Origin of the sequence: Constrictibacter sp. MBR-5, from assembly GCF_040549485.1 — a bacterium.
Classification (GTDB): domain Bacteria; phylum Pseudomonadota; class Alphaproteobacteria; order JAJUGE01; family JAJUGE01; genus Constrictibacter.
This window is the reverse complement of record NZ_JBEPTK010000001.1, coordinates 598,512-619,016: the sequence shown is the minus strand read 5'-3', so window position 1 is coordinate 619,016 and position 20,505 is coordinate 598,512. Positions and strand designations below refer to the sequence as shown.

Here is a 20,505-nt window from a genome sequence, read left to right as displayed (position 1 = left end):
GTCGTTTTGCTGATCGAGAGCGAACGAAACCCGCGAGAGGACGACATGGCGATGAGAACCACCATCCTGTCGGCGGCACTGCTGGCGCCCGCGGGCGCGTGGGCCCAGGGGACGCCGGCGCAGAGCCCCCACCCGCAGGACGTGGTGCCGACGCCGGCCGCCGAAACGTCGGGCTGGATGGATATCGGCCTCTGGGGCTGGATCGGCATCGTGGTCGTCGTCGTGATCCTGGCCGTCCTCTTCTGGCGCCGTCGCTGACGCAGCGGTCCCTTGCCATGCAGGTAACGCCGCCGGGCCTCGTCCGGGCGAAATCGATCGCTAAAATAAAAATTGTCGCCACAAGCGAATAAGCGACCATGGTTTGTGCTATGGTTTCCTGAATTCCCCGCAAAGAGGGCGTTATCGGGCAGCGATTTTCGCCGTCCGGGAAGTACAGGAGGCTTCAATGATGGCCAAGAACAAGGCTTGGATTTCCCCCGCACTCTGGGGCGCGGCGGCAGGTGCGGTCGCGACGATGGTGGTCGGTTTCGCCTGGGGCGGCTGGCTCACCGGCGGTTCGGCGGAAAAGATGGCCGCCGCGCGTGAGGAGAAGGCCGTGGTCCAGGCGTTCCTGCCGCTCTGCGTTGCGGAAGGAAAGCTGCATCCCGATCAGCACGTGGCACTGGAGGCGGCGAGCTACTACCGCCGGGGCGACTTCGTCGAGAAGGCCGGCTGGGTGACCGTCACGGGTCCCTATCGCGAGGACGTCGCGTCGGCCTGCGCGGAAGCCCTGCTGAAGACGACCTGAGATGGTGCGGCGAGGCTCATGGCCATAACTCCCGAGCCTCGCCGATACCGCGGCGGACGACGGCCGCGCATGCGTTCCGTGGCATTCGCCGGGCGATGCACGGATGTGCAGGCGGCAGTGGACCGGCCGGGCGGACGCGCCGAACTCGCCGGCAAGACCCCGAAGGATCTCGGCTGCGGCGAGGTCTACGAACTTCGGCGCTTCAGGGATGGCGTCGAAGGCGGGGTCGAGACCGAACCCGCGTGACGACGCGCGGACGACGGCCCGTTCCCCTGCTTCAGCGGCGGGCCGGGTGCATCAGGTCCGCAGCTGGCGCTCCAGCACAACACGCTCCTGCGTGCCGTCTTCCGCCTTGAGGCGGTACTGCGGCCCTTCCTTCTCGGCCGGAAGGAGACGCGTGACCGAGTAGGACTGCGGCCCGCCCTTCTCGACGATGTCGGACACGCGAACGACCTGCCCGACTTTGAACTTGTGCTCATTCATGGGTCGGGTCCTTGCTATCCGTTGAAAATCGGGCGGCGCCGAAGCATTCCACCGAGCGAGATATAAGATTTTTTTATCGCAGTTCAACGCGAGCCTTCGGTCGAGGCCGTCCTACCCGGCTCGCGGCGGCGGCGCCGTCGGTTCGACGAGTGACCCCCTGGAAACAGAAAACCCTCCGAAGCGCGTGGCTTTCAGAGGGTTTGAGGTTGGCTCCGCGGGCAGGACTCGAACCTGCGACCCGGCGATTAACAGTCGCCTGCTCTACCAACTGAGCTACCGCGGAACGGCGCCGAACCTTCGCCCCGGTGACCGGGAGCCGCGCTTATAGCAGACATGAATCTGCCATGCGAGCCCCTGCGACGTTCCATCTTCATGGCCGTTGCAGGTTGGAGGCGCGGACCGGAATCGAACCGATGTACAAGGCTTTGCAGGCCTCTGCATAACCACTCTGCCACCGCGCCGGCGACCGAAGCGACGCGCGTATATAGGCCGCGGCGGCCGGCGAATCAACCGGCGCGAACCGAGGCGGGCGCCGGACCGGCGCGGCGGCGCGCGTCCGGCCGCCGCCCTTCCGCATCGCCGCCCTGGCGCGCGCCGTGCATGATCGGGCGGCGAAGGCGCCGGGCGGGCGCCGCGGGGAGGGGAAGCGGGCGATGCTCGATCTGATCGTGAGAAACGCTCACCTGGCGGGCAGCGCGGACGGAGCGCTGGTCGATATCGGCGTCGAGGCCGGGCGCATCGTGGTGCTCGCGCCGGTCGCCGGCGAGCGGCTGACGAATGCCGCCGAGGCGATCGACGCCGGGGGGGCGCTCGTCTCGGCCGGCTTGGTCGAGACGCACATCCACCTGGACAAGTCGCACATCCTCGACCGCTGCACGCCGTCGCCGAATCGCGGCACCGACCACATGAAGCGGGTGGCGGCGGTGAAGCCCGGCTTCACCGTCGACGATGTGCATGCGCGTGCCGCCAGGTCGCTGGAAAGCTGCGTCCTGCACGGCGCCATGCACATGCGCACCCATGTGGAGGTCGACCCGAACGTCGGGCTGCGCGGCTTCGAGGGGGTGAAGCGGCTGGTCGACGAATACGCCTGGGCGATCGACGTGGAACTCTGCGCCTTCATCCAGGAGGGCTGGACCGGCGTGCCGGAGGCCGACGCCAACATGGTCGCGGCGATCGAGGGCGGTGCGACCGTGGTGGGCGGCGCGCCCGGCTACGACCCCGATCATGAATGGCAGATCCGGCGGATCTTCGAACTGGCGACCCGGTACGATCTCGACGTCGACATCCATCTCGACATGGGCTTCACCACCCATGACATGGACATCTGGCTGGTCTGCGAACTGGCCGACAGGTACGGCTGGGGCGGCCGAACGGCGATCGGCCACGGCACGAAATATTCCTGCCTGACGCCGGACGAACTCGACAGGCTCGGCAGCCGGCTGGCCGACTCGGGCGTGGCGGTGACCGTGCTGCCGGCGACAGACCTGTTCGTGACCGGACGGCACCAGGATCATGCGGTGCTGCGCGGGGTCGCCGACGCCAACGTGCTGCACCGGTGCGGCGTGACCTGCTCGCTGTCGACCAACAACATCCTCAACCCGTTCACGCCGTTCGGCGACGGCTCGCTGACGCGCATCGCCAACCTCTACGCCAACACGGTGCAGCGCGGCATGGCGAGCGAACTCGCGGATTGCTTCGCGATGCTGTCGCGCCAGTCGGCCAAGCTGCTGCGCCGCGGCGATTACGGCATCGCCGTCGGCAACCCGGCCGACCTCGTCGTCTGGGACGCCGCCGACGCCGGCCACGCCGTCGCCACCGCCGCCCTGCCGCTGCACGGCTTCAAGCGTGGCCGGCGGACGTTCACCCGCGAGAAGCCGGTGCTGCACCGGCCGGGGTGATCATCGCTTCGGAACGGCCCCCGCCGCGATCTCGTTACATGTTCATTGCAGGCGGCGAGAGGTGCGGGATGACGCCGGAAGAGGGCGCGCGGCTGGTCGAGCTGACGCGGGTGACCGAAGGAGCCGGGTTCAAGCTCGCCGAGCGGGACCCGGCCGACAAGCTCGGCCTGAACGACGGCAAGAAGGCCGTGCGGGCGATGCTGACGGCCGGGATCGAGCGGCTGTCGCAGATGCAGGACCAGCTTTATGCGCTGAACCGCTGGTCGGTGCTCACCATCTTCCAGGCGATGGATGCGGCCGGCAAGGACAGCGCCATCAAGCACGTCATGTCGGGCATCAATCCCCAGGGCTGTCAGGTCTACGCCTTCAAGGCGCCGTCGAGCGAGGAACTCGACCACGACTTCCTGTGGCGCTGCATGCGCAACCTGCCCGAGCGGGGGCGGATCGGCATCTTCAACCGCTCCTACTACGAGGAGGTGCTTGTCGTCCGGGTGCATCCGGAACTGCTGGCGAAGCAGCGGCTGCCGGACAACGTCGTCACCGACCTGATTTGGGAGGAGCGGTTCGAGGACATCCGCAACGTCGAGCGGTACCTGGCACGCAACGGCACGGCGGTCGTGAAGATCTTCCTCAACGTGTCGAAGGAGGAGCAGCTCAAGCGGTTCCGTGACCGCCTGAACCGCCCCGAAAAGCACTGGAAGTTCGATCCGAGCGACCTGGCGTCGCGGTCCGAGTGGGACAGCTACATGGCCGCCTACGAGGATATGATCCGCCATACGGCGACGCCGCACGCGCCGTGGTACGTGATCCCGGCCGACGACAAGTGGGTCAGCCGTGCGGCCGTCGCCGCCGCGCTGATCGACACGATGGAGCGGCTGGACCTGCACTATCCCGAGGTCACCGAGGCGCAGCAGAAGGCCATCGAGGCGGCGCGCAAGACGCTCAGGAAAGAGAAGGGCTAGCGGCGTCAGTCGCGCCAGACGGTCGCCTCGGTCCAGCCGAGCGCGCGGAACTCCATGGCGCGGAGCGGTGCCTCCTCGGCGGCGAAGAATTCGTCGAGCTGCGGCGGCGCCACCCTCGTGCCGCTCAGCATGGCGTGCGCCTGACCGCGATGGTGCACGTCGTGCTGGAACAGGTGCAGCAGCAGCCGGTCGACGCGCTCGTGCTGGACCCGGTCGCCGCGGTGCACATGGACCGTCCCGTCCACCCCCGCCTCGTCCAGCGCCTCGCACCAGGCGATCAGCCGGCGGTCGACGGCGGCCTGCGCCGCCGCCAGCGCGGCCACCGTGGCGCAGGGCTCCGGATCGGCCCATGCGGCGGGGCCGAGCGTGCCGCCCTCCAGCGCATCGACGTAGAACAGGTCGATGACGAGAATATGGTTGAGCGTCGCCCTGATCGACGGGAAGAAGCCGGTGCGCGGGGCCTCGAATTCGGCCTGGGAGAGGCCGGCGCAGGCGGTCAGGAGGCGATGGTTGGCCCAGGCGTTGTTGTAGGCCTGGGCGCGCAGGCTCTGCAGCAGGGATGCGGCCACGGTGTCCTCCTTGCTACCCCGTCGCGTCCGTCATGCGACGCCCCATTCGGCCCGCAGCCGGTCGCGGTTCAGCGCCAGCCATTGCAGGGCGATGATCGTGACGCTGTTGCCGTAGGCGCCGGCATCGAGCGCGGCGCGGACCTCGGCATAGGGGACGGTGTAGACGAGGATGTCTTCCACCTCGTGCGCATTGCCATGGATTCCGCCGACCGCGGCGGCGTCGACCCGGCCGCAATAGAGCGAAACGGTCTCCGATGCGCCGCCGGGCGTGGAGAGGTAGTCGCAGATGTGGCGGATGTCCGACAGGGTGCTGCCGGTCTCTTCCACGGTCTCGCGGATGGCCACGGCTTCGGCGGTCTCGCCGGGCTCGATCGTGCCGGCCGGGATCTCGACGATCCACGGGTTCCAGCCGGCCGACCAGGCGCCGATGCGGAACTGCTCCAGCAGCACCACGCGGTCGAGGATCGGATCGTAGGGCAGGACGGCGGCGGCGTGACCGCGCTCGAACACCTCGCGCATGATCGGCGCACTCCAGCCGCCTGCATGGAGGCGGTGCCGCAGGGTCACGCGATCGATGCGGAAATAGCCGCGATAGGCCGGCTCCTGTGACATAATATCCACGTCGGTCCGACCGAAAGTGTGTTTCGGGTCTCGGACGGTCATGGATCGGTCTGTGCGGCGCGTCGGCGGGGCGGTAACGTCACCGTGTAGTCCGCGTGTGGGGCGTGTGGAGGGGGAAGCCGGATGATCCGATTCGTCATCGGCATAATTCGTTTGTATTTCGTCGTGGGCATCATTCTCGGCCTGATCGCCTTCTGCTCCATCCTCTACCAGTACTTTAACCTGGAGCGGGTCACGGAATCGCTCGGCACCGTCGTCGGCGACGCGTTGCTGATCGCGTTCTTCCGCTTCCTGCTCTGGGCGCCGCAACTCTGGCAGGCGATGATGTACACCCAGCAGACCCTTGTCGATTGGGTGATGATGACCGGATTCCTGAACTAGGCTCCGGCACGACGCTTCGGATCTCGGGACGAACGCCATGGACCTGCGCAAGACGCTGTTCGTGAAAGAGGTCGCGCACGCCGACGAGTGCCGCGGCCTCGCCCGGCCGATCGTGCGGGTGGCGGGCCTCGCCTGTATCCGCAACCCCTTCGCCGGGCGGGGGTTCGTCGAGGACCTGTCGCCGCTGTTCGACGCCGGGCGGGACATCGGCGGGAGGATGGCCGAGGAACTCGTCGCCATGCTGGGCGGGCCGGCGGAAGCGTACGGCAAGGCGGCGATCGTCGGCAGCGCCGGCGCGTTCGAGCACGGCGGCGCCTGCATCCACCCGAAACTCGGCCGGCCGATGCGCGACGCCATCGGCGGCGGCAAGGCGGTCATCCCCTCGAACGTGAAGGTCGGCGGCATCGGCGCGATGCTCGACCTGCCGCTCGGTCACAAGGACGACCCCTTCTCCTTCCCGCACTTCGACACGATGACGGTCGGCCTGCCGGACGGCCCGCGTCCCGACGAGATCGTCGTGATCCTGGCCTTCGCCGACGGCGGCCGGCCGCATCCCCGGGTCGGCGACCGTCCGCTGGCGGACTGAGGCGCCCATGTCCATTGCCCTGACCTTCTGCGGTGCCGCGGGCACCGTCACAGGGTCCTGCATCCTGGTGGAGGTGCCGCGCGGCGACCGGCGGCCGCTCCGCTTCCTCGTCGACTGCGGCATGTTCCAGGGCTCGAAGACCCTGAAGGAACTGAACTACGGCCCGCTCCCGTTCGATGCGCGCGAGATCGAGTTCGTGCTGCTGACGCACGCGCACATCGACCATTCCGGCCTGCTGCCGAAGCTGGTGCGCGACGGGTTCGGCGGGCCGATCCACACGACGGCGCCGACGCGCGACCTGCTGACCTTCATGCTGCCCGACAGCGCCTTCATCCAGGAGGGCGAGGTGCGGCGCCTCAACCGGCGCAACGCCCAGCGCGGCAAGCCGGAGATCGTGCCGATCTACACGGCGGCCGACGCCGACGCCTGCCTGGACCTGATGCGGACCGTTGCCTACGAGGCGTGGACGCGGGTCGCCGAGGGCGTGCGGGTGCGGTTCTGGAACGCCGGGCACATCCTGGGTTCGGCGTCGATCGAGGTCGAGATCGCGGCGAGCGAAGCCGGCGAGCCGGCGCACCGGATCCTGTTCTCGGGCGACATCGGGCCGGAGCACAAGCTGTTCCATCCCGATCCGGATGCGCCGCAGGGCATGGACGTGGTGGTCTGCGAAGGCACCTATGGCGGCCGCACGCGCGAGCGGGTGACGCCCGAGCAGCGGCGGAAGGTTCTGGCGCGCGAGGTGCGTGCGGCACTCGACCGGCGCGGCATGATGCTGATCCCAGCGTTTGCGGTGGAGCGGACGCAGGAGCTGCTCGCCGACCTGGCGCTGCTGCTGCACCACGGCGAACTGCCGAAGGTGCCGGTCTTCCTCGACTCGCCGCTGGCGATCCGGGCGACCGGGGTGTTCGGCGCGCATGCCGAGGACCTGGAAGACCTGAAGCATCTGGGCGAGGCGGCCTTCCTGGCGCCCAACTTCCACTTCGCCGAGACGGTGGAGCAGAGTAAGGCGATCGACCGCTTCAAGGGCGGCGCGATCGTGATCGCCGGCAGCGGCATGTGCGAAGCGGGGCGCATCCGGCACCACCTGAAGAGCTATCTCTGGCGCCCCGACACCACCGTGATGCTGGTGGGCTACCAGGCGCCGGCGACGCTCGGCCGGCTGCTCGCCGAGGGTGCCGACGTGGTGCGCATCCAGGGCGAGGAGGTCGAGGTCAAGGCGGCGATCCGACAGACCGACGTCTATTCCGGCCATGCCGACGGCGAGGGCATCACCGAATGGATCCGGGAGCGCCTGCCGATCCGCCAGGGTCTCTTCCTGGTGCACGGCGAGGCGACGGCGCTGGCGGCGCAACGCGAGGCGGCGATCGCCGCTGGCGTGCCGGCCGACCGGACCTTCGTTCCCGAACTGGACGAGCGGGTGGAGATACCCGCGGGCGGCGGACAGATCCGGCGGGCACTGCCGACCGCCGCACCCGGACGGCGGCTGCGGCCGGAGACGGTGGGCGGCCAGGACTGGCACAACGACTATGCCCGTCTCACCATCGCGCTCCGTCAGGCGCTGGAGCACGCGCCGGACGACGCGGCGCGCAAGCGGCTGCTGGCGGAGATGGCGCGGCTGCTGGGCTGACCGGGCGCTACTCGGCCGCCGCCGCCTGACGCATCGGGTTGCGGAAGCGCTCGATCAACTCTGCCTCGCGCTTCTTCGCCTTCTCCAGGTTGGCCAGCTTCACGTGGCCGAAGCCGCGGATCTGGTCCGGCACGCGTGCGACCTCGACGGCGGCGGCGTGGTTCTCGGCCGTCAGGCCCTTCAGCAGTTCGGCGACGGTCGCCTCGTATTCCTTGATGAGGCGGCGTTCGGTGCGGCGCTCCTCGGTCTTGCCGAAGGGGTCGAGCGGCGTGCCGCGCAGGACCTTCAGGCGCGACAGCACGCCGAACGCCTTCAGCATCCAAGGACCGTAGGCGATCTTGCGCGGCTCGCCGGTCTCCTTGTTGGTCTTGGCGATCAGCGGCGGGGCGAGGTTGAACTCGATCCGGTAGTCGCCCTCGAACTGCTTCTCCAGCGCCTTGCGGAAATGGCCGCCGGCGCCGGCATAGAGGCGCGCCACCTCATACTCGTCCTTGTAGGCGAGCAGTTTGAAGTAGTTGCGCGCGACCGCCTCGGCGAGGCCGGTGCGACCCTTGGCGCTGTCCTTCTCGGCCGCCTCGGCCTTGCGCACCAGCCCTTCGTAGCGCTTCGCGTAGCGGCCGCTCTGATAGTCCTTCAGGAAGTCCTTGCGGGTGGCGACGATCTCGTCGAGGGAGGAGGCGAAGGCGACCTTCTCCGGTGCCGCGACGGGGGCTACGGCGCGTTCCACGGCCGCGGGGTCGGCGGCGGCGCGGCGGCCCCATTCGAAGGCGCGCTTGTTGGCTTCGATCGCCACGCCGTTGAGTTCGATCGCCTGCTCGATCGCCTGCAGCGAGATCGGGATCAGGCCCCTCTGCCAGGCGAAGCCGGTCATGAAGAGGTTGGTCGCGATCGAATCGCCCATCAGCGCCGTGGCGAGACGCGTCGCCTCGATGAAGTCGGCACCCTCCTCGCCGACGGCGGCCGAGATCCGCGCGCGCAGGGCGTCGTCGGGGAAGGCCATGTCGGGATTGCGGGTGAACTCGCCGGTGAAGGTGCGGTGGGTGTTGATCACCGCCCGGCTGACACCGCGCTCCAGCTTCGAGACGGAGTCGGGCTGGCTGGAGACGACCAGGTCGCAGCCGAGCAGCAGGCGGGCGCCGCCCGCCGCAATGCGCACGGCGTGCAGGTCGTCGGGGGCGTTCGCGAGGCGCAGGTGGCTCCACACGGCGCCGCCCTTCTGGGCGAGGCCGGTCATGTCCATGATCGTCGCGGCCTTGCCCTCGATGTGGGCGGCGGTCGCCAGCAGGGCGCCGATGGTGATGACGCCGGTGCCGCCGATACCGGTGATCAGGATGCCGTAGGGCTGGTCCAGGCTCGGAAGCTCGGGCTCCGGCAGGACGAGGCGCGGGCCCTCGGTCTCGCCCTTTCCGACGCCCTTCTGCTTGCGCGGCTTGCCGCCGCGCACCGTGACGAAGGACGGGCAGAAGCCGTTCAGGCAGGAGAAGTCCTTGTTGCAGGACGACTGGTCGATCATCCGCTTGCGGCCGAACTCGGTCTCGACCGGCTGCACGGAGACGCAGTTCGACTTCACGCCGCAGTCGCCGCAGCCCTCGCAGACGAGTTCGTTGATGAAGACGCGCTTGTCGGGGTCCGGGAAGGTGCCGCGCTTGCGGCGGCGGCGCTTCTCGGCCGCACAGGTCTGGTCGTAGATCAGGACGGTGGTGCCCGTCATCTCGCGCAGTTCGCGCTGGACCCGGTCGAGCGCCTCGCGGTGCTCGACCTTGGTGCCGGCCGGGAAGCCGTAGTCCTTGGGATATTTGTCCGGCTCGTCGGTGACGACGACGACCCGGTTCACGCCCTCGGCGGCGACCTGGTTGGCGATCATCGAGACCGTCAGCGGGCCGTCGACATGCTGGCCGCCGGTCATCGCGACGGCGTCGTTGTAGAGGATCTTGTAGGTGATGTTCACGCCGGACGCGACGGCGGCGCGGATCGCCAGCAGGCCGGAGTGGAAGTAGGTGCCGTCGCCGAGATTCTGGAAGATGTGCTTGGTCTCGACGAAGTGCGCCTGCCCGGTCCAGTTGGCGCCCTCGGCACCCATGTGGGTGAAGCTCGCGGTCTTGCGGTCCATCCACTGCGCCATGTAGTGGCAGCCGATGCCGGCGCCGGCGCGGCTGCCCTCGGGCACGCGGGTCGAGGTGTTGTGCGGGCAGCCCGAGCAGAAATAGGGCGTGCGCGCGATGGGCGCGGGCTGGTTGCCGGCACTCTGCGACATCAGCCGGTCGCGCTCGGCCAGCCGCTCCTTCATGCGCTCGCGCAGGCCTTCGGGCACGGCGAGCCCGTCCAGGCGCGCGACGATGGCGCGGGCGATCTGACCGGGCGACAGTTCGCCGTTGGACGGGAAGAGCGGCGCGCCGCGCTCGTCGGTCTTGCCGACGATCAGCGGCCGGCGGTCGGCCGGGAGGCTGTAGAGCGCCTCCTTCGCCTGCCACTCCATGATGCTGCGCTTCTCTTCGACCATCATCAGCAGGTCGAGACCTTCGGCGAAGGCGCGCAGGCCCTCCGTCTCCATCGGCCAGGTCATCGCGACCTTGTAGATCGAGAGGCCGATCTCCTGGGCGGTGCGCTCGTCGAGGCCGAGGTCGTCCAGCGCCTGGCGGACGTCGAGATAGGACTTGCCGGCGGCGACGATGCCGATGCGCCGGCGCGGGCCGCCGATGGCGACGCGGTCGAGCCGGTTGGTGCGGGCATAGGCGAGGGCGGCCGGGATCTTGTAGCGGTGCAGCAGTTCCTCGAGCAGCAGGAACTCGGCGACGATGATGCGGGTGTTGAGGCCGCCCTGCGGCATCTCGAAATCGGCCGGGACCAGCGTGTTCACGCGCTCGGGATCGACCAGCACCGTCGCGGCGCTGTCGACGGTCTCGCCGATGCACTTGAAGCCGACCCAGAGGCCGGCGAAGCGCGACATCGCCCAGCCGTGCAGGCCGAAATCGAGGAATTCCTGGACGCCGGCCGGCACGATGACCGGGATCATCGCGTCGATGAAGGCGTATTCGCTCTGGTGCGCGGTGGTCGACGACTTCGCCATGTGGTCGTCGCCGGCGAGCGCCAGCACGCCGCCGTGCTTCGCCGTGCCGGCATTGTTGGCGTGCTTGAAGGCGTCGCCGGAGCGGTCGACGCCCGGGCCCTTGCCGTACCAGATGCCGAAGACGCCGTCATAGCGCGCGTCGCCGAAGGCGCCGGCCTGCTGGGTTCCCCAGACGGCGGTGGCGGCGAGATCCTCGTTCACGCCCGGCTGGAAACGGATGTGGTGCTCGTCGAGGAAGCGCTTGGCCGACCAGAGCTGCTGGTCGTAGCCGCCGAGCGGCGAGCCGCGATAGCCGGAGATGAAGCCCGCGGTATTGAGGCCGGCGGCCAGATCGCGCCGCCGCTGAACCAGTGGAAGACGCACCAGCGCCTGCGACCCGGTCAGGAAGACGCGGCCGCTCTCGGCCGTGTACTTGTCGTCGAGGCTCAGCTTGGCCGGCTGCATTGGCGCTACCCTGGCGTGGCGTGTCCCTTAGCCCCCTAGTCTATTGCACGGGGCAACCGTGGCAATGAGGCGCAGTTCCGGCTGTTGAAAGCGGGTCTAAGTGGTAATGTTTGAGGCACTCTTCATTCCACCTTCCCGGCCGCAGCGAAGCGGAGAGCCGGACCCGGGGGCCAGCGCCGCGGCGGCGAGGATTCCGGCGTCGGTGCGCTGGCCCCGGGTCCCGGATCTGCGCGCTTCGCGCTTGTCCGGGAAAGTGGGTGAGGGCTGGCGTTCAACTCGGATTGGAGCCGCCCGGCGGTCAGGCTGCCGCGCGGTCGGAGACGCTGGCGTCCAGCCGGGCCTCTGACGGAACGAGAAAGACGTTTTCGCCGTATTCGGCCTGACGGGCGAGGCGGTCGCCGACCTTCACGAAGCGCTCGTAGCCGAGTTCGGCCATGAAGCGCATGACGGGGCTCTCCTCGTCGACCGCCTCGGCCATGACGATGGGCCGCGCCGTTTCCAAGGTGTGGCGACCGCCGCGGAGCACGCCGAGTTCGGCGCCCTGGACGTCGATCTTCACGAAGGCGGGCTTCAGCGCGAAATCGTCGAGCCTGCGGATCTGGACCTTCATCTCGCGGATATCGAGCCGGCGCGGGTCGAAGCCGTAGACCGTCTCCGGCCCCAGCCAGCCAGCGGCACTCGCGCGGTCGAGCGAGGCGAGGCCGTCATACTCGTAGCCGCGATAGACCGGCACGTGCAGGACCATCTCGCCGTCCTCCTCGCCGAGCGCCACCTGATGCAGCGTCAGCGACGAACGGCCGGCGAAGCGCCGGCGCACGCGGGCGGCGAGGCCGGGGTTGGGCTCGAAGGCGACGATCCGGACGTCCGGCAGCATGAGCGTCATCGAGTCGATGCTCTGGCCGTAATTGGTGCCGATGTCGAGACAGAGCGGCGCGGGCCCGAGCCCGAGACGCGGCAGCATCAGGAAGTCGGGCTCGTGCGGCTGTCGCCGGATGCGCCGCACGGCGATCTGCAGCTGTTCCTTGGCGGGCTTCAGCACGGGCACGTAGGACTGAAGGGTGCGCAGCACCTTCGCGACGGTCGGGGGCGCCATGTCCTACTTGCTCCGCTCGAAGTTCACGTTGGAGGGCCGGAAGCGGTTCCTGCCCCAGAAGTCGCGCAGGATCGGCTCGTAGGGGCTGTCGGCCACCTCGGCCTTGCTGTTGGGGTCCGTTCCGAAGAGGTAGTTGTGCTGGTTGACCGCGGCCTCGTAGGGCCGGTGGCTGGTCGGCCAGTGCCAGATGAACGAGTTCATCCGCCTTGTCTCGATGATGTCGATCTGGTCGACGAGGTAGCGCGGCCCGCCCGGCGCATAGCGCCTGAGGCCGAATTCCGAGATCGCGACCCGGACGTCGTGCTTCCGCTTGAAGTCGTCGATCGTGGCATAGACCCCTTCGACATAGGCCTTGTCGATGCGGAAGGGCGCGCCGTGCTCCGGGTTCACCGTACCAGGATAGACGATGTTCGCGTCGGGTTCCTGGTGGGTGAACTGCCAGGGCTCGTACTGGTGCACCGCGTAGACGAGGTTCGGCACGTCGAGCACCTTCACATAGGGCAGGAAGGCCATCGAGGCGTAGCCGTTGCCGCTGATCAGGATCGGCGTCTCGGTGTCCACCGCCCGGATCGCCTTCACGATGCGCGGATAGAGGGTGTTCCAGTCATAGGTCGTGCCGCCATACTTCCGGTGGAACTTCGCCGGATCGTAGATCTCGATGCGGTCGTCGATGCCGCTGCCGACGAGGTGCGAGTTGGGCTCCGACATGGGGTCGTAGGCAATGACCGACTTGCGGTCCTTGTAGCGCTTCGCGACGTGGGTCCACATGTCGACCCAGGCCTGCTGCGCGGCCGGATCCTTCCAGACGCTGTCGTTGTACATCTCGATCGGAAACCAGGTCCCGCCGGAGTGGGGGTGGAAGGTGAACTCGCTGCGGCCCGGCCCGGCCCGGAACGACAGGACGACGAACAGGTCGGCTTTCTCCGCCAGCCCGATCAGCCGGTCGAGATTCGCCTGCGCCGCCTCGTCGACGGCGAAGGGCGGCGTCTCGGCGAAGGGGCCCGGATGGGACAGCGTCACGACATTGGCGCCGAGGGCGGCCAGCTTGTCGAAATCCTTCTGGCGATAGGGCACGCCCATCGGGTCCGGGCCGAGGAAGTCCTCGTCCATGTCGCCCGGCACGCGCGGGTCGCGGCGGCGCTGCGCGATGGCCGAGCCGCGCAGGTGCGGGCCCGTCTCGTTGCTCCAGAGGTCGATCTTGCGGTGGATGCCGCTCGGGGTGTCCGGTGCCGCCGCGGCGGGCGGTGCCACGGTCGCCGATCCGACGGCGAGGGACAGGCAGGCGAACAGGAGCGCGGTGACTCTGGTCATGACGAACCGATCGTTCCACGGCGCGAAGGCGGGGCGGCGCCCTGGGCAGGGCTCCGGCCGGCGACTTCCCGGAAATGCGGGCACCCCGCATATAGAGGCCCGGCCGAGAACCGTCGAGGACGGCGGTGCTGCGACGCGGCGAGAGTGCAGCGCAGACTTTAAGCCGCCGTAAACCGCGGGCGTAGCACATTCACCCCGGAGCCGGTCGTCGCCACCCGCCGCGCGGTTGACCCGATCGGTGCGACTCACTATCCACCGGGCGGCGGCAGACGATGCGGCGCTTCGGCGCCGGCGTCGCGGTCGCAGCCTCCGTGCCAGATCCGCCGCTCGTCACCTACGGTTCGCAGGCCACATGTTCTGGCGCCACATCCTCGGCTACTTGCCGGTCAACGCCATACAGGGCGCCGTCGCGTTCGGCACCATCATCCTGTTCACGCGCCTGCTGCTGCCGGAAGAGTACGGCCGCTATGCGCTCGTCCTGGCGACCACGCAACTGGTGCAGATGTCCTGCTTCACCTGGGTGCATGCGGGCATGGCGCGCTTCTACGAGACGGCGCGCGGCGAGGGGCGCCTGGGCGAGCATTTCGCGACCGGCTACGCGGCAGTCGCGGTGCTGTGCCTGCTCGTCGGGGGCGCCTACGTCGGCGCCGTCGAAGCGGCCGGCCTGCCGGCGGCCGTCCGCAGCGTGATGTATTTCGGCCTGGCGGTGCTGCTGCTGCGCTCCGTTCTGATGGTGGGCCTCGAGACGCACCGTGCGGCGCGGAACGTGCGCCTCTTCGGTACCCTCGAATCCGTTTATTCGGTCATCGGCCTCGGCGTCGCCTTGGTCCTGATCCTGACCACCGACCTGCGCGAGGCGGCACCATTCGTGGCGCTGGCGGCGGCGGCGCTCGTCTGCCTGGCCTTCGACCTGCCGGCGGTGGTGCGCATCGCGCGGCCGACCACGCCGTCGTTCCCGGAGCTGAAGCGTTTCTTCGCCTACGGCCTGCCCGTGTCGATGTCGCTGGCGCTGGAGTTCGCCCTCGCCGCGGCGGACCGGTATCTCATCGGCTGGTATCTCGGCGAGGCCGCCGTCGGCGTCTATGCGGCGAGCTACGCGCTGGCCAGCCGGATCGTCGGCATCATCTTCATCTGGATCGCCATGGCCGGCCTGCCGCTGATGATCGCGGCACTGGAGCGCGAGGGCCGCGACGCGGCGGTGGAGGTCTCCCGCCGCAATGCCGAGATGATCGTCCTTCTGGCCTTCCCGGCGGCGGCCGGCCTCGCCGCGATCGCCGCGCCGCTGGCCAGCGTCATGGTCGGCGCGGAGTTCCGTGCCTCGGCGTCGACGCTGGTGCCGTGGATCGTCCTGGCCGCGCTGATGAACGGGCTGATGGCGCACTATGTCCACAACGCCTTCATCCTGTCGCGCCGCACCGACCTGATGGCCTGGATGGCGGCGCCGCCGACCGTCCTGAACGTCGTGCTCAACATCCTGCTGATCCCCCGGATGGGACTGCCGGGTGCGGTGATCGCGACGGTGATCTCCTATGCGGTGGCGCTGGTGCTCGCGACCTGGGTCGGGCGCAGGTTCTTCCCGATACCGCTCATCCCGGGGACGGTGCTGCGCGGGGCTGTCGCCGCGGGCGTCATGGGCGCCGTCGTCTGGGCGGCGCCGGGCGAGGCGGGAGTGCTCGCACTTCTGCTGAAGATCGCGGCGGGCGTCGTCGTGTATGTTCCGCTGGCCCTGCTGCTGGACGTCGGCGGCTGCCGCGGGATGGTCGCCGGTCTGCGCGCCCGCTGGGCGGCGAGGGGGACGGGATGATGGTCGATAAGGCGCTGCTGCGCGACCGGGTCGCCGGCGATGTGGAGCGGGTGCGGAATCCGGCGGCCGCTGCGCCGGACGCGCAGATCGTGCTGTCCGTGCTGGTGCCCTTCTATGGGTCCGATCCTTCGGCGCTGCTGCGCGACCTTGCCAGGTGCGCGACGACTCTCGACGACGCGGTCGAGATCGTCTGCGCCGACGACGCCTCGCGCGATCCGCGCTTCGGTGCGGCGGCGGTCGCCGTGGCCGAAGCCGTCCACGGAACGGCCGTCACCGTGTTGCTGGCGGGGCGCAACCGCGGACGGTCGCGCATCCGCAACCTGCTCGCGGAGCAGGCGCGCGGCGGGCACGTGCTGTTTCTCGATGGCGACATGACGGTCGAGCGCGAGACCTTCCTCGCCGACTATATCGCCCTGATCCGGAGCCGCCCCGTCGGGATCGCCTTCGGCGGCTTCGAGATGGAACTCGGCGTCGACGACGACCCGGCGCACGACCTGCACGTCTGGTCGAGCCGGCGCGACCACTGTCTGCCGGCAGTCGACCGGCAGCGCGACCCGGCGAAGTACGCATACACCAGCAATCTCCTGGTGCGCCGCGACGTCATGCTGGAATGCCCCTTCTCGGACGCCTTCCGGGGCTGGGGCTGGGAGGATGTCGACTGGGCGATGCGGGCGATGAAGCTGGCGCCGATCGTCCAGGTGGACAATCCGGCGGTGCACCGCGGCTTCTCCTCGGCGGAGGTTCTCCTGGCCAAGTACCGCGAGTCCGTGGCGAACTTCGAGGTCCTTTACGGGCGCCACCCTGCAGAGGTCGAGCGGCTGCCGCTGTTCCGCGCCGCGCGGCTGGCGGCGAGGCTGCCGTTTCCGCGCGCGATCCTGCGGCTGCTGGAAGCGGCGGTTACCGACAGGTTCCGGATCCTGCCGATGCGCCTTCGCGACATGGCGCTCAAGCTCTACCGGGCATGGCTCTATCGGGACATCGCGGCGCGTGCCCGCGGCGGAGAGACGGCATGAACGACGTTCCGGCCATCGCGCGGCTCTATCGGGAGCAGGGCGCGTTCCTCAACAAGGTCTACCGGCGCATCGTGCCGCTGCGGCACCGCCGGCCACACCGCATGGCCAACAGCCGGCCGATCGTGTCCTTCACCTTCGATGATTTCCCGCCGTCGGCGCTGCACGAGGGGGCGCCGATCCTGGAGCGCCATGGCGGGCGCGCCACCTATTACGTCTGCCTCGCCGACGACCGCCGCTTCGACATGAGCGGCGAGGGCTTCGACGCCTCTGTGCTGCCGGACATGGTGGCGGCGGGGCACGAACTCGCCTGCCACACCTATGCGCATCTCGACTGCGCCTTGACCGAGCCCGGCGTGCTCGCGGCGGACCTCGACCGCAACGCCGCGCGGCTGGCGGAAATCGTTCCGGGCTATCGGATGACGAACTTCGCCTATCCCTACGGCAATGTCGGGATCGATTCCAAGGCGCTGATGGGCGGGCGGTTCACGACGGCGCGCGGCATCTGGCCGGGTCTTTGCGCGGGGATGATCGACGCCGCACTGCTGCCGTCGCAGAAGATCTACGGCGAGGAGAATATCGGCCCGGCGCTCGCGCTGATCGACGAGGCGCGGCGGCGCAACGGCTGGGTCATCTTCTTCAGCCACGACGTGCGCGCCCGGCCCACCGCGTACGGGTCGACGCCGGACCAGCTGGAGCGGGTGGCCGCCGCGGCGGCCGCGGCGGGCTGTGCCATCCTGACCGTGCGCGCGGCGCTCGCCGAGATCGGGCTGTCCGACGGCGCCTGACGCGAGCCGCCGGATCCCACGCTCAGATCTGGCGGAGCCGGACCTCGCCGATCATGTGGTCGGCGCGCTTGCGCAGCACGACGTGCGCGCGCTCGCGGGTCGGCAGGATGTTTTCGGTCAGGTTCAGCAGGTTGATGTCGCGCCAGATCTGCCGCGCGATGTCGCGCGCCTCGCGGTCGGGCAGGTCCTTGTAGTGGTGGAAGAAGGACGAGCGCTTGCGGAACGCGCCGCGCTGAAGCAGGAGGAACCGCTCGATGTACCAGTTCTCGATGTCCGTCCTGTCGGCGTCGAGATAGAGCGAGAAGTCGAAGAAGTCCGAAACGAGGACCGCCGGCGACCGGCCGACGGGCCCTTCGGCGGTCTTGGTCTGCAGCACGTTCAGACCCTCGAAGATCAGGATGTCGGGCTGGGCCACCGTCTGCCATTGGCCGGGAACGATGTCGTACGCCTGATGCGAGTAGACCGGCGCCTTCGCCTCGGCCGCGCCCGACTTCACCCGTCCCAGGAACTCCACCATGGCGCGCAGGTCGTAGCTCTCGGGGAAGCCCTTGCGCTGCATCAGGCCGTTCTCCTGAAGCCATGCGTTGGGGCGCAGGAAACCGTCCGTGGTCACCAGCTCGACGTGCGGATGGTCGGGCCAGCGGGCAAGGATCGCCTGCAAGACACGCGCGAAGGTGCTCTTGCCGACCGCGACGCTGCCGGCGATGGCGACGACATAGGGCGGGCTGCGGACGAAGCGGCCGAGGAACTCGTCCTTGACCGCGCCCAGCTGGCGCGCCGCCCGGACATGCAGGTTCAGGAGTCGCGAGAGCGGCAGGTAGACCTCGACCACCTCCTGCTCCGAGACGACCTCGTTCAGGCCGCTCAGCGCCACGAGGTCCGCTTCGGACAGGGTGAGCGGCGTGTTGAAGCGCAGCGCCGACCATTCGCGGCGTGTGAACGTGCTGTATGCCTGTAGGTCCATCTCTGTCCCGTATCCGCCCGCTCGATCGGCAGTGCCTGCCGGAGCGCTCCGTCAGCGCAGTGGGGTGCTCGTTCCCTGCCCCGGCGCCCGCTGACCCGGATGCCGCTCCGGCCACACGATCCGCGCGAGCGGACGCAGGCGGCGCGGCTCCGGACGCCATCCATACGCCGCCGTGAAGGCGACGTACATCACCCACACGAGATTGTTCTGCCGGGCGATGCTCGATTCCGAGATGCTGAAGAGCAGGAACAGGGTCAGGAAGACGAGCGTCCACAGAGTCTCGGTTCCCACCTCGCGGAAGGCGCCGGCGACGGCCCGGGCGGTTGCGACGAGGAAGCCGACGCCGAAGAGGACGACGCCGCCGATGCCGACGTCGAGCCAGAGCTCGACCCAACCGTTGTGTGCGCTCGGCACGTCCCATTGGACGGCGCGCCGGATCGCCCAGGCCGGGCCCTCGGGATCGTGCCAGAAGGCGCTGTATCCGAAGCCCAGCCACGGACGCGTCGAGAGGCGTTCCCAGAGCGGCCCCCAAATATCGGTCCGGCCGGTCATCGAGGCGTCACGGCCGATCATCTGGAACACCGCATCGGCGTCGAGCGCCAGCGATATGGTCAGCACGGCTGCGGAGACCAGCGACCCGTAGATCAGCAGTACCGCCAGGACCGGCCGTCGCAGCAGGACCGTTGCGGAGAGGACGGCCGCCCCCATCAGCAGCAGCCCGAGCAGCGAGGTCATCGAGGTCGACAGCAGAACGAGGGCGATGCAGAGGCCCAGGCCGACAATCGCGCGGCGGCGCAGGTCGGGCATCGTGACCGCGACGATCGTGAAGACGGCGGCGCCGTAGACCATGATCTGGCCGAGCTTGTTCTTCTGCGGAAACGCACCGCTCCAGGCGCCGGGGTGGATCTCCTGCATGATGCCGTAGCGCGGCAGCAGCAGCGCCATCAACACGCTGCCGATCGCAATGATCACGAAGGTGCGGGCGAGCAGCAGCAGCCGTTCGCGGGGCGTGAAGCGGACGGCGAGCCAGAGGCCGAACAGCGTCGTGAACGCCAGCGCGATCGCCCGGCGCAGGCTGATGGCCGGGTCGACCGACCAGACCGTCGAGGCGATGCACAGGCCGACGACGATCATCATCAGCCAGTTCCGCCGAGCCGCGAGAACGATGTCGCGTGGCCGATAGGTGATCGCCCAGAGCGTGCCGAGGTAGATCGGCGGCCAGACCAGGCGCAGGAACGAGGCGTCGTCGACGCGGTCGGTCGGGGCGACGGCGAGGTTGAAGAAGGCCTCGGAGAACAGGAGGAGCCCGACGACTGCGAACCATCGTGCCGCGCGGTCGTGCAGTCCCTGGTCTCGCCTCTCGCTTACCGGCATGGATGCTGCGTCAGTTGAGGCTGTAGCTGATGCTCCGGTCGAACGGCAGCACCTGCCGAATGTACTGGTCGACGAAGTGGCCGACCTCGGCCGCGCCGGAGCGCGGCACGTAGACGACGTCGTGCGCGCGCAGCGGCACGTCGGCGTCGAGCGCGCCCTCGTGCACGACCGCCGCCACGTCGACCAGACGCGCCATCGGCGTCTCACGCGGGGTGCGCCGGATCAGCACCACCGAATCCTCCCGGGCGGTCGGACGGAAGCCCCCGGCGATGACCACCGCCTGAAGCACGCCGATCTCGTGCGGCAGGTCGTAGATGCCCGGGTTGGCGACCTCGCCGCCGACGAAGACGCGCTGCGAGGCGAAGGTGCGCGGCACGACCGTGACCTCCGGCTGGCGCAACTCGCGCCGGAAGCGCGCCAGCAGTTCGAACTGCAGCTCGCGCGGGGTCTTGCCGCCGGCGGTGACGAAGCCGATCAGCGGCATCGCGATCTGGCCGTCGGGTGCCACGGTCAGTCGGTCGCTGAATTCCGGGTTGTGGATGAGCCGCACGTCGAGTTCGTCGCCCGGACGCAGGCGGTACTCGGCCACCGTGGCGTCCCAGGCCTCGAATCGGTCGGGCAGCGCCACGCTGGCGGGCAGGCGCGGCCCGGCGCAGGCCGCCAGGGCGGCAGCGAGGATCGCCAAGGAAATCAGTCTGAATGCGCGCACGTACTACGCCCCCCAACAAGCCCCGTG

At 69.1% G+C, this 20,505-nt stretch carries 20 protein-coding genes and 2 tRNA genes; 11 read left to right on the top strand and 11 right to left on the bottom strand.

Annotated elements, in window-relative coordinates; all coding sequences use genetic code 11:
* Positions 1-45 precede the first annotated feature (45 nt).
* The 3 genes from ABIE65_RS02915 (at position 46) to ABIE65_RS02905 (ending at position 1,033) form a co-directional block, all read left to right on the top strand.
* The gene (locus ABIE65_RS02915) at positions 46-258 is read left to right on the top strand and encodes a hypothetical protein (protein WP_354075385.1); all 213 of its coding nucleotides are present in this window, start codon (positions 46-48) and stop codon (positions 256-258) included.
* 187 nt (positions 259-445) lie between these two features.
* A complete protein-coding gene (locus tag ABIE65_RS02910; protein ID WP_354075384.1) occupies positions 446-787 on the top strand; it encodes a hypothetical protein in 342 nt (113 codons plus the stop codon).
* Positions 788-856: 69 nt separating this feature from the next.
* Positions 857-1,033 (top strand): rhodanese-like domain-containing protein, encoded by a 177-nt coding sequence (locus ABIE65_RS02905; protein WP_354075383.1) that lies wholly within the window; start codon positions 857-859, stop codon positions 1,031-1,033.
* A gap of 51 nt (positions 1,034-1,084) precedes the next feature.
* Here the strand turns inward: ABIE65_RS02905 and ABIE65_RS02900 are convergent, their stop codons facing one another.
* The 3 genes from ABIE65_RS02900 to ABIE65_RS02890 all read right to left on the bottom strand — a co-directional run bounded on the left by ABIE65_RS02900 (position 1,085) and on the right by ABIE65_RS02890 (position 1,731).
* Complete coding sequence (locus ABIE65_RS02900; protein WP_354075382.1) at positions 1,085-1,270, bottom strand: hypothetical protein; 186 nt, start codon at positions 1,268-1,270, stop codon at positions 1,085-1,087.
* Between the two features lie 207 nt (positions 1,271-1,477).
* Positions 1,478-1,553: transfer RNA gene (locus ABIE65_RS02895), tRNA-Asn, on the bottom strand.
* A 104-nt stretch (positions 1,554-1,657) separates the two neighbouring features.
* A tRNA-Cys gene (locus tag ABIE65_RS02890) sits at positions 1,658-1,731 on the bottom strand.
* Between the two features lie 192 nt (positions 1,732-1,923).
* On the opposite strand from ABIE65_RS02890, the gene ABIE65_RS02885 reads away from it, so the two are divergent.
* The gene (locus ABIE65_RS02885; RefSeq protein WP_354075381.1) at positions 1,924-3,168 is read left to right on the top strand and encodes an amidohydrolase family protein; all 1,245 of its coding nucleotides are present in this window, start codon (positions 1,924-1,926) and stop codon (positions 3,166-3,168) included.
* 68 nt (positions 3,169-3,236) lie between these two features.
* On the top strand, positions 3,237-4,130 hold the full coding sequence (locus tag ABIE65_RS02880; protein ID WP_354075380.1) for a polyphosphate kinase 2 family protein: 894 nt from the start codon (positions 3,237-3,239) through the stop codon (positions 4,128-4,130).
* A 5-nt stretch (positions 4,131-4,135) separates the two neighbouring features.
* Here the strand turns inward: ABIE65_RS02880 and ABIE65_RS02875 are convergent, their stop codons facing one another.
* On the bottom strand, positions 4,136-4,699 hold the full coding sequence (locus ABIE65_RS02875) for a DinB family protein (RefSeq protein WP_354075379.1): 564 nt from the start codon (positions 4,697-4,699) through the stop codon (positions 4,136-4,138).
* Positions 4,700-4,729: 30 nt separating this feature from the next.
* A complete protein-coding gene (locus tag ABIE65_RS02870) occupies positions 4,730-5,362 on the bottom strand; it encodes an NUDIX domain-containing protein (protein ID WP_354075378.1) in 633 nt (210 codons plus the stop codon).
* An 81-nt stretch (positions 5,363-5,443) separates the two neighbouring features.
* Here ABIE65_RS02870 and ABIE65_RS02865 point away from each other — a divergent pair, with 81 nt between their 5' ends.
* The 3 genes from ABIE65_RS02865 to ABIE65_RS02855 are packed head-to-tail and all read left to right on the top strand — an operon-like array spanning position 5,444 to position 7,914.
* Positions 5,444-5,701, top strand: coding sequence for a hypothetical protein (locus tag ABIE65_RS02865; RefSeq protein WP_354075377.1), 258 nt, complete (start codon positions 5,444-5,446; stop codon positions 5,699-5,701).
* Positions 5,702-5,738: 37 nt separating this feature from the next.
* Entirely contained in the window at positions 5,739-6,287 is a 549-nt protein-coding gene (locus tag ABIE65_RS02860) for an amino acid synthesis family protein (protein WP_354075376.1), read from the top strand.
* A 7-nt stretch (positions 6,288-6,294) separates the two neighbouring features.
* Entirely contained in the window at positions 6,295-7,914 is a 1,620-nt protein-coding gene (locus ABIE65_RS02855; RefSeq protein ID WP_354075374.1) for an MBL fold metallo-hydrolase RNA specificity domain-containing protein, read from the top strand.
* A gap of 7 nt (positions 7,915-7,921) precedes the next feature.
* On the opposite strand, the gene ABIE65_RS02850 is transcribed toward ABIE65_RS02855, so the two are convergent.
* The 3 genes from ABIE65_RS02850 to ABIE65_RS02840 form a co-directional block, all read right to left on the bottom strand.
* The gene (locus ABIE65_RS02850) at positions 7,922-11,425 is read right to left on the bottom strand and encodes an indolepyruvate ferredoxin oxidoreductase family protein (protein ID WP_354075373.1); all 3,504 of its coding nucleotides are present in this window, start codon (positions 11,423-11,425) and stop codon (positions 7,922-7,924) included.
* A gap of 298 nt (positions 11,426-11,723) precedes the next feature.
* Positions 11,724-12,518 (bottom strand): FkbM family methyltransferase, encoded by a 795-nt coding sequence (locus tag ABIE65_RS02845; protein ID WP_354075372.1) that lies wholly within the window; start codon positions 12,516-12,518, stop codon positions 11,724-11,726.
* A gap of 3 nt (positions 12,519-12,521) precedes the next feature.
* Entirely contained in the window at positions 12,522-13,829 is a 1,308-nt protein-coding gene (locus ABIE65_RS02840) for a glycoside hydrolase family 5 protein (protein WP_354075371.1), read from the bottom strand.
* A gap of 352 nt (positions 13,830-14,181) precedes the next feature.
* Here ABIE65_RS02840 and ABIE65_RS02835 point away from each other — a divergent pair, with 352 nt between their 5' ends.
* The 3 genes from ABIE65_RS02835 to ABIE65_RS02825 are packed head-to-tail and all read left to right on the top strand — an operon-like array spanning position 14,182 to position 17,431.
* The gene (locus ABIE65_RS02835) at positions 14,182-15,633 is read left to right on the top strand and encodes an oligosaccharide flippase family protein (RefSeq protein ID WP_354075370.1); all 1,452 of its coding nucleotides are present in this window, start codon (positions 14,182-14,184) and stop codon (positions 15,631-15,633) included.
* Entirely contained in the window at positions 15,630-16,646 is a 1,017-nt protein-coding gene (locus ABIE65_RS02830) for a glycosyltransferase family 2 protein (protein WP_354075368.1), read from the top strand. The genes ABIE65_RS02835 and ABIE65_RS02830 overlap by 4 nt, the downstream gene beginning before the upstream one ends.
* Positions 16,643-17,431, top strand: a complete 789-nt coding sequence (locus ABIE65_RS02825; RefSeq protein ID WP_354075367.1) for a polysaccharide deacetylase family protein — start codon at positions 16,643-16,645, stop codon at positions 17,429-17,431. The genes ABIE65_RS02830 and ABIE65_RS02825 overlap by 4 nt, the downstream gene beginning before the upstream one ends.
* 22 nt (positions 17,432-17,453) lie before the next feature.
* Here ABIE65_RS02825 and coaA read toward each other — a convergent pair whose 3' ends face one another.
* The 3 genes from coaA to ABIE65_RS02810 are packed head-to-tail and all read right to left on the bottom strand — an operon-like array spanning position 17,454 to position 20,478.
* The gene (coaA, locus tag ABIE65_RS02820) at positions 17,454-18,395 is read right to left on the bottom strand and encodes a type I pantothenate kinase (RefSeq protein ID WP_354075366.1); all 942 of its coding nucleotides are present in this window, start codon (positions 18,393-18,395) and stop codon (positions 17,454-17,456) included.
* Positions 18,396-18,446: 51 nt separating this feature from the next.
* Complete coding sequence (locus ABIE65_RS02815; protein WP_354075365.1) at positions 18,447-19,769, bottom strand: O-antigen ligase family protein; 1,323 nt, start codon at positions 19,767-19,769, stop codon at positions 18,447-18,449.
* Between the two features lie 10 nt (positions 19,770-19,779).
* Positions 19,780-20,478 (bottom strand): polysaccharide biosynthesis/export family protein, encoded by a 699-nt coding sequence (locus ABIE65_RS02810; protein ID WP_354075363.1) that lies wholly within the window; start codon positions 20,476-20,478, stop codon positions 19,780-19,782.
* Positions 20,479-20,505 lie beyond the last annotated feature (27 nt).

What these genes read in the sequence shown, in the direction of transcription:
- ABIE65_RS02915 (WP_354075385.1), top strand. Translation starts at nt 46, where the DNA reads ATGGCGATGAGAACCACCATCCTGTCGGCGGCACTGCTGGCGCCCGCG.
- ABIE65_RS02910 (WP_354075384.1), top strand. Translation starts at nt 446, where the DNA reads ATGATGGCCAAGAACAAGGCTTGGATTTCCCCCGCACTCTGGGGCGCG.
- ABIE65_RS02905 (WP_354075383.1), top strand. Translation starts at nt 857, where the DNA reads ATGCGTTCCGTGGCATTCGCCGGGCGATGCACGGATGTGCAGGCGGCA.
- ABIE65_RS02900 (WP_354075382.1), bottom strand. Translation starts at nt 1,270, where the DNA reads ATGAATGAGCACAAGTTCAAAGTCGGGCAGGTCGTTCGCGTGTCCGAC.
- ABIE65_RS02885 (WP_354075381.1), top strand. Translation starts at nt 1,924, where the DNA reads ATGCTCGATCTGATCGTGAGAAACGCTCACCTGGCGGGCAGCGCGGAC.
- ABIE65_RS02880 (WP_354075380.1), top strand. Translation starts at nt 3,237, where the DNA reads ATGACGCCGGAAGAGGGCGCGCGGCTGGTCGAGCTGACGCGGGTGACC.
- ABIE65_RS02870 (WP_354075378.1), bottom strand. Translation starts at nt 5,362, where the DNA reads ATGACCGTCCGAGACCCGAAACACACTTTCGGTCGGACCGACGTGGAT.
- ABIE65_RS02865 (WP_354075377.1), top strand. Translation starts at nt 5,444, where the DNA reads ATGATCCGATTCGTCATCGGCATAATTCGTTTGTATTTCGTCGTGGGC.
- ABIE65_RS02860 (WP_354075376.1), top strand. Translation starts at nt 5,739, where the DNA reads ATGGACCTGCGCAAGACGCTGTTCGTGAAAGAGGTCGCGCACGCCGAC.
- ABIE65_RS02855 (WP_354075374.1), top strand. Translation starts at nt 6,295, where the DNA reads ATGTCCATTGCCCTGACCTTCTGCGGTGCCGCGGGCACCGTCACAGGG.
- ABIE65_RS02850 (WP_354075373.1), bottom strand. Translation starts at nt 11,425, where the DNA reads ATGCAGCCGGCCAAGCTGAGCCTCGACGACAAGTACACGGCCGAGAGC.
- ABIE65_RS02845 (WP_354075372.1), bottom strand. Translation starts at nt 12,518, where the DNA reads ATGGCGCCCCCGACCGTCGCGAAGGTGCTGCGCACCCTTCAGTCCTAC.
- ABIE65_RS02840 (WP_354075371.1), bottom strand. Translation starts at nt 13,829, where the DNA reads ATGACCAGAGTCACCGCGCTCCTGTTCGCCTGCCTGTCCCTCGCCGTC.
- ABIE65_RS02835 (WP_354075370.1), top strand. Translation starts at nt 14,182, where the DNA reads ATGTTCTGGCGCCACATCCTCGGCTACTTGCCGGTCAACGCCATACAG.
- ABIE65_RS02830 (WP_354075368.1), top strand. Translation starts at nt 15,630, where the DNA reads ATGATGGTCGATAAGGCGCTGCTGCGCGACCGGGTCGCCGGCGATGTG.
- ABIE65_RS02825 (WP_354075367.1), top strand. Translation starts at nt 16,643, where the DNA reads ATGAACGACGTTCCGGCCATCGCGCGGCTCTATCGGGAGCAGGGCGCG.
- coaA (WP_354075366.1), bottom strand. Translation starts at nt 18,395, where the DNA reads ATGGACCTACAGGCATACAGCACGTTCACACGCCGCGAATGGTCGGCG.
- ABIE65_RS02815 (WP_354075365.1), bottom strand. Translation starts at nt 19,769, where the DNA reads ATGCCGGTAAGCGAGAGGCGAGACCAGGGACTGCACGACCGCGCGGCA.